The organism is uncultured Streptococcus sp. (assembly GCF_963525625.1).
In the GTDB taxonomy this organism is placed as follows: domain Bacteria; phylum Bacillota; class Bacilli; order Lactobacillales; family Streptococcaceae; genus Streptococcus.
The window spans coordinates 21,123-27,419 of sequence record NZ_CAURLD010000025.1; the positions used below are offsets into that span (position 1 = coordinate 21,123).

General features: G+C 44.4%; 5 protein-coding genes and 1 pseudogene. 5 read left to right on the plus strand and 1 reads right to left on the minus strand.

What is annotated here, in order from left to right; all coding sequences use genetic code 11:
- A complete protein-coding gene (plsY, locus tag RYK49_RS10480) occupies positions 1-651 on the minus strand; it encodes a glycerol-3-phosphate 1-O-acyltransferase PlsY (RefSeq protein ID WP_002909675.1) in 651 nt (216 codons plus the stop codon).
- Positions 652-841: 190 nt separating this feature from the next.
- Between plsY and parE the strand changes: the two genes are divergently transcribed.
- From parE to RYK49_RS10505, 5 genes and pseudogenes are all read left to right on the plus strand, one after another.
- Positions 842-2,791 (plus strand): DNA topoisomerase IV subunit B, encoded by a 1,950-nt coding sequence (parE, locus tag RYK49_RS10485; RefSeq protein ID WP_002909677.1) that lies wholly within the window; start codon positions 842-844, stop codon positions 2,789-2,791.
- Complete coding sequence (locus RYK49_RS10490) at positions 2,788-3,588, plus strand: hypothetical protein (protein WP_314831484.1); 801 nt, start codon at positions 2,788-2,790, stop codon at positions 3,586-3,588. The genes parE and RYK49_RS10490 overlap by 4 nt, the downstream gene beginning before the upstream one ends.
- Before the next feature lie 229 nt (positions 3,589-3,817).
- Positions 3,818-4,564: a DUF6261 family protein gene (locus RYK49_RS10495; protein ID WP_314831485.1), complete on the plus strand. Its 747-nt coding sequence runs from the start codon at positions 3,818-3,820 to the stop codon at positions 4,562-4,564.
- A 26-nt stretch (positions 4,565-4,590) separates the two neighbouring features.
- A complete protein-coding gene (locus RYK49_RS10500) occupies positions 4,591-4,965 on the plus strand; it encodes a GNAT family N-acetyltransferase (RefSeq protein ID WP_125445006.1) in 375 nt (124 codons plus the stop codon).
- A gap of 72 nt (positions 4,966-5,037) precedes the next feature.
- Positions 5,038-6,084: pseudogene (locus RYK49_RS10505) on the plus strand (GNAT family N-acetyltransferase); the annotation flags it as partial.
- Between the last annotated feature and the right edge of the window lie 213 nt (positions 6,085-6,297).

Genomic DNA, 6,297 nt, shown 5'->3' on the forward strand with positions numbered 1-6,297 from the left:
TTATTTCTTAGCCTCAGGATTCTGATGTGTGATATTCAAGCCCCAAGGAATTAAATTTTCTTTTTTCTGTTTGATACGTTGGATATTGTCCTTGTGCCGGAGGATAATAATCAAAGCCAGCGCAATGATAATCAGAGTGAAGAAGAGGTCATAGCTGGTCAGTATAAAGCCAACTAGAGGAAAGAGCAGTGCCGACAGGATAGCGATGACTGCTGAGAGCACACTTGCCAGAGAAATCATACTTCCCAGATAAAGGATGCTGGCAAAGATGACAATCAGATAGACAAAGAAGGCTGGTGAGAAGCCTAGAACAACCCCCGCACTGGTTGCCACAGCCTTGCCGCCCTTAAAGCCAGCAAAGATAGGGAAAGTATGGCCAATCACAGCCAAGAGGCCAAAGACAAGAGGCGAAACTCCCTCAATATGCAAAAAGAAAGGCAGCAGGGTCGCTGCAGTTCCTTTGAGAAAGTCGATCGCAAAAGTAGCCGTTCCCGCTGTCTTTCCCAAAATACGGAAAGTATTGGTCGTTCCGGTATTGCCACTGCCGTATTCTCTCAGGTTCTTTTTAAAGAAAATTTGCCCAATCCAAAGTCCAGTCGGAATAGAGCCCAGTAAGTATGCTAGTATTAATCCAATTATCGTGTTCATCATGATTTTATTATACCATTATTTCGCTTTCTTACAATAGAAAAGGATAGAATTTATAGCAGGAAATGTCTACTCGGATATTGGATTGTTCTTCGTTTGCAATCCGTTCTCATCAGCATTATTTTCAAAAAAATCTTTGCAATATTTGCCAAAAACTTGTAAGATAGAAAAGATGAATCATTAGGAGGTTCTTGTGGCAAAAAAGGAAATTAATATTAACAATTATAACGACGATGCCATTCAGGTATTAGAAGGGTTGGATGCGGTCCGCAAACGCCCGGGGATGTATATCGGATCGACCGACGGAGCGGGACTCCACCATCTGGTCTGGGAAATTGTGGACAATGCTGTCGATGAAGCCCTGTCAGGCTTTGGCGACCGGATCGATGTGACTATCAACAAAGACGGCAGTCTGACTGTCGCAGATCACGGACGCGGGATGCCAGTCGGCAAGCACGCTATGGGCATTCCTACGGTTGAGGTCATCTTCACCGTTCTCCACGCCGGCGGTAAGTTCGGTCAAGGTGGCTATAAGACCTCGGGCGGTCTTCACGGTGTAGGGTCCTCTGTTGTCAATGCCTTGTCTAGCTGGCTTGAAGTGGAAATCACGCGGGATGGGACTGTTTACAAGCAGCGCTTTGAAAATGGCGGAAAACCAGTCACCACGCTCAAGAAAATCGGCACTGCACCTAAGTCCAAGTCTGGAACCAAAGTGACCTTCATGCCGGACGATACGATTTTTTCAACGACAGACTTTAAGTACAATACCATTGCTGAGCGGCTTAAGGAATCAGCCTTCCTGCTCAAGAATGTCCGTCTGTCGCTGACCGATGCGCGGACTGGCGAAGAAGTAGAGTTTCACTATGAGAACGGCGTTGAAGACTTTGTCAGCTATCTCAATGAAGACAAGGAAACCCTAACTCCTGTCCTCTATTTCGAGGGCGAGGAGAGCGGTTTCCAAGTTCAGGTGGCTCTCCAGTACAACGATGGCTACGCCGATAATATCCTGTCCTTTGTCAATAACGTCCGCACCAAGGACGGCGGTACCCATGAGACGGGGCTCAAGACCGCTATTACCAAAGCCATGAACGACTATGCCAGAAAAACAGGTCTGCTCAAGGAAAAGGACAAGAATCTGGAAGGATCGGACTACCGCGAGGGTCTGGCTGCTGTCCTGTCCATCCTCGTCCCTGAGGCGCACCTACAGTTTGAAGGCCAGACCAAGGATAAGCTGGGCAGCCCCTTGGCTCGTCCTGCTGTGGACTCCATCGTCTCTGATAAGCTGACTTTCTTCCTCTTGGAAAATGGTGAGCTGGCATCTAACCTCATCCGCAAGGCTATCAAGGCCAGAGATGCTAGGGAAGCGGCCCGCAAGGCGCGTGACGAAAGCCGGAATGGCAAGAAGAATAAGAAAGACAAGGGCTTGCTCTCTGGTAAGCTGACTCCAGCCCAATCCAAGAACCCAGCCAAGAACGAACTCTATCTGGTCGAGGGAGACTCTGCCGGTGGCTCTGCTAAGCAAGGCCGTGACCGTAAGTTCCAAGCCATCCTGCCTCTGCGCGGTAAGGTTATCAATACTGCCAAAGCTAAGATGGCTGACATTCTCAAGAACGAAGAAATCAACACCATGATCTACACGATTGGAGCAGGTGTTGGGTCAGACTTTACCCTTGAGGATGCCAACTATGACAAGATCATCATCATGACCGATGCGGACACCGATGGTGCCCATATTCAGACCTTGCTGCTGACCTTTTTCTATCGCTATATGCGCCCGCTGGTCGAGGCCGGCCGCGTCTATATCGCCCTGCCGCCTCTCTACAAGATGTCCAAGGGCAAGGGCAAGAGCGAAGTCGTTGAGTATGCCTGGACCGATGGCGAGCTGGATGACCTGCGCCGCAAGTTTGGCAAGGGAGCTATGCTTCAACGCTACAAGGGGCTCGGTGAAATGAACGCTGATCAGCTCTGGGAAACGACCATGAATCCCGACACCCGCACCCTCATCCGTGTCACCATTGAAGACCTGGCCCGCGCCGAACGCCGTGTCAATGTCCTCATGGGCGACAAGGTCGAACCACGCCGCAAGTGGATTGAGGATAATGTCAAGTTTACGCTTGAGGAGAGTGGGGAGATGGTGTTTTGAGAAAAGTTAAAAAATTAATAAAAAAGAAAATTAACACCTTGTATGCTAAGTACAAAACAAAAAAACTAGAAGAAGTTGATGTGATTCTAGAAGAGTTTTTAATACTAGATGATAATCAAGGCAATCCTCCATTAAAAGGCAATCCTCCATTAAATGGAGACAAAATTCTGATTGCATCTCATGTTTTATTATTTGGAGGTATCTTCTTACTTGCCCTGTACAGGTTGTCAAGTCGGAATATACCATATGCTGAGGCTTTTATTTTGGCAATTATCTTATTAGGATTTCTAGGAATTATGATTGAATTAATCCAGATACAAACATCGAAGCCTGGTTTTACTACAATATCATCTATAATATCTATTTCGACATTAATTTATAGTACTGATTGGAAGAACTCTCCATGGTGGACTTACATTGTTTTGATTTTAATGATTGGAATTATGTTTTGGGAATGTTGTTATGCTCATAAAGAAAAAAAAGTAAAAATTCATCATCAGAAAGCTCAGAAAATTTTCCGAGTTCAGTTACTTTTAGATGAGCCGGTCTACAAAGAACTAAAGAAATGTTATTATCATGGCGGCGAAAAGTATAAAGAAAAGTTGCTGAGCACAGAGAAATTTTTAATAGAAATTTTACAAAACGAGTTACAGTTCTTAAAAATTTTAGACTCTTATGAAAATTATCTTTTATACAAAACGTTTTATTCAAAAACATTAGTTATTTCGTCAAAAAACAATAACCCTCCACGTCTCAGAAAATCTAGCAAACTCGCTAGCAGAAGAATGAAATCATAAGATTTTCTGTCAAGCTCACTAGAGCTAAAGTGAGGTCGTCAGATTTTCTGACGAAGTGTTTTGGGGCAAATTCTGTTTGGCAGAAAATCTGGCGAGTATTTTTTGAGTAAAAGACGAACGTTTGATTTTCTGGCAAGTGGTTTTTAAGCAAAAAACTTTTTCAGAAAATCAGAAAAGGTAAAAAGGGAATTAAAGTTAAAATAAATAAAAAATTTAGGAGATTATAAAAATGAAAAAATTTTATGGAATTACTAGTGTAGATGTTCAGACTTTAGAAAACAACGAATTTTTCCAGCTCATGTCCGAGAGTCGGAGCGAGGTTACGGCATTTATCAAGGAAAATAAGGTGGATGGCATTTACACGACCAAGCTGGATGAGATGGACAAACTTCTGGAACAGCTACAGGGCGGGCTTCATCAGACCAAGTCCAGCAAGCTGGTAGCTAGTCTGGATCAGGCTGACCGCGAGCGTGATGATGCCTTGGGCACGCTCCAGTCTTTGGTTCGGGCCTTTGCACGGGTCAAGGATGCAGCGACCAAGGAAGCTTATGAGCCCCTGTCTCAGCTCCTGAAAAACTACACCGGTCTAGCTGCAACTAGCTTGGAAAAGGAGACCGAGGGCATCAACCACCTGCTCCAAGAGCTGAAAAAGCCGGCCTATCAGACAGCGCTAGCTAAGCTTCATCTGGAAGCCCATGTTGACAGTCTGGCTGCCGCTCAGAAGGCCTTTGAAAAGGTCTACAAGGAGCGACTGACTGAGCTTAAGGGAAAGACACCGAGTCAGAATAAGAACGTCCGCCTCAAGCTGCAAGAAATCTATGATTTTCTAGTGGATTTCACTGCAATCATTGCCTATGCTTATCCCGAAAGAACGCACGTGGTCAATCTCCGCGATCACCTCAACACTATCCGCAGCCGCTACAAAAAACGCAAACCAGCTAAGAAGGTAACGGAAGCAGTGGGGAGTGTTAATTAAGTCTGACAGATTTGGAGGAATAGAAGATGATTATCAGACCTGCAAGCAGAAAAGATTGTCAAGCTATTTATAGCCTTTATCAAAGTGAAAAATGGCTTTCTTTTACAGAGGAAAAAGTGACATCTCTATTTTCAACAAATCTGTCTCATTACTTGGTGCTTGAAGAGGACCAGAAAATCCTTGGCTTTGCCCGTTATCTGACGGATGAAGTGCTGACGACCTTTTTAGCTGAAATGATTATTGATAAATCCCACCGCAGAAAAGGACTGGGACAGCAGCTGATTGAGGAGATCCACAAAAAATATCCTTTGACACGGATTGAATTAATATCTGAAGCAGATGGATTTTATCGGGCAATAAGTTTTAAGCCTGTTGGTACAGGATTTAGAAAATCTGAATGAAAGGAGACAGCCAATGACGCTTGACAATAAACTGGGTCTGACGGATTCGCTTGAACTAGCCAAGATGGTTATGCGACGGAGGCTGCCCAAGTCTGTCTAGACTTTGCTTTTCGGCAAGCTGGCTTGTCAGAAGTTTACTCTTTTACATCCTTACTCAATCTCCCTTCACAAAAAGTCATGCAAAAACTGAGCATGGAATTTGTCAAAGAATTTGATAACGAAAAAGTTCCAGCAGACAGTCCGCTTTATAGACATGTCCTCTACAGAATCAAGAGTTTCACTAAAAAGGCAGGTATTCCCATGAGAACTGAACCCAAGATGTTTGATGTGATTTTGCAAACTGCAAAAGCGCTACAGGTCGAGGCTGTTGCTATGTCCGGCTCGCGGACAAATCCAAAGGCTCCCAAAGACGAGTTCCAAGACTATGATGTGCTCTACATTGTAGAGGATTTGGATGGTCTGATAGCCGACCTTGCTTGGTTGGAAGGATTTGGCAAGCGCATGATTGAGCAGCATGTCCTACTTGACCATCGTCGTCTCTATCTCATGCTCTTTGAAGATGGCAATCGGATAGATTTGACCCTTTGTCCTAAGGAATACATCAAAGAGTGGGTGGATAGCGAAGCAGATTTCACGGTGCTGGATGATCCGCAGGGGCTGTTTGCTCCTTATACACCGACACCCAAGCGTTATTGGACCGCACCCGCCAGTGCGACTGACTTTGACAAATCCTGCAATGAGTTCTGGTGGGTGTCAGCTTATGTAGTCAAGGGCATTCATCGGAACCACCTGGTCTATGCGACGGATCATCTGTATGGAATCTGTCAGCAAGAATTGCTCAAGCTTTTAGCTTGGCAAGTGGCAGCAGAAAAGGGAACGGTCGATGTTGGCAAGAACTACAAGTACCTCTTTCAGCATTTGCCTGCTGAGAAAGAGAAAGAATATACAGCCTTACTTGACTTTTCAGACCGGAAAAGAATCACCAAGTCTCTCTTAGCTACCATGCACTTTTTCCACAAAGAGGCACAAGCTTTCTCTCTCAAAACCGGCTTCCACTATGACAAAGAAACTGCAGAGAAGATGATTGAGTATGCTGAGGCTAGACTTCCCAATCACTGACTAAATAAAGAACGTAATTTAAAACATTAAACTACAGAAAGGATAGTTTGGTTACTTATAGTAACTGAACACGGGACTAATTTCCGTAAAATATCCTTTATTTTATAAAAAACTACTCTACATTCTTTGAAAGGAGTTGAACACGCCCTAAATACTGTGTGAAAAAGATAAATTCTCTTGTGAGCATCGCTCACTGCAAGAATTTCCTATTTT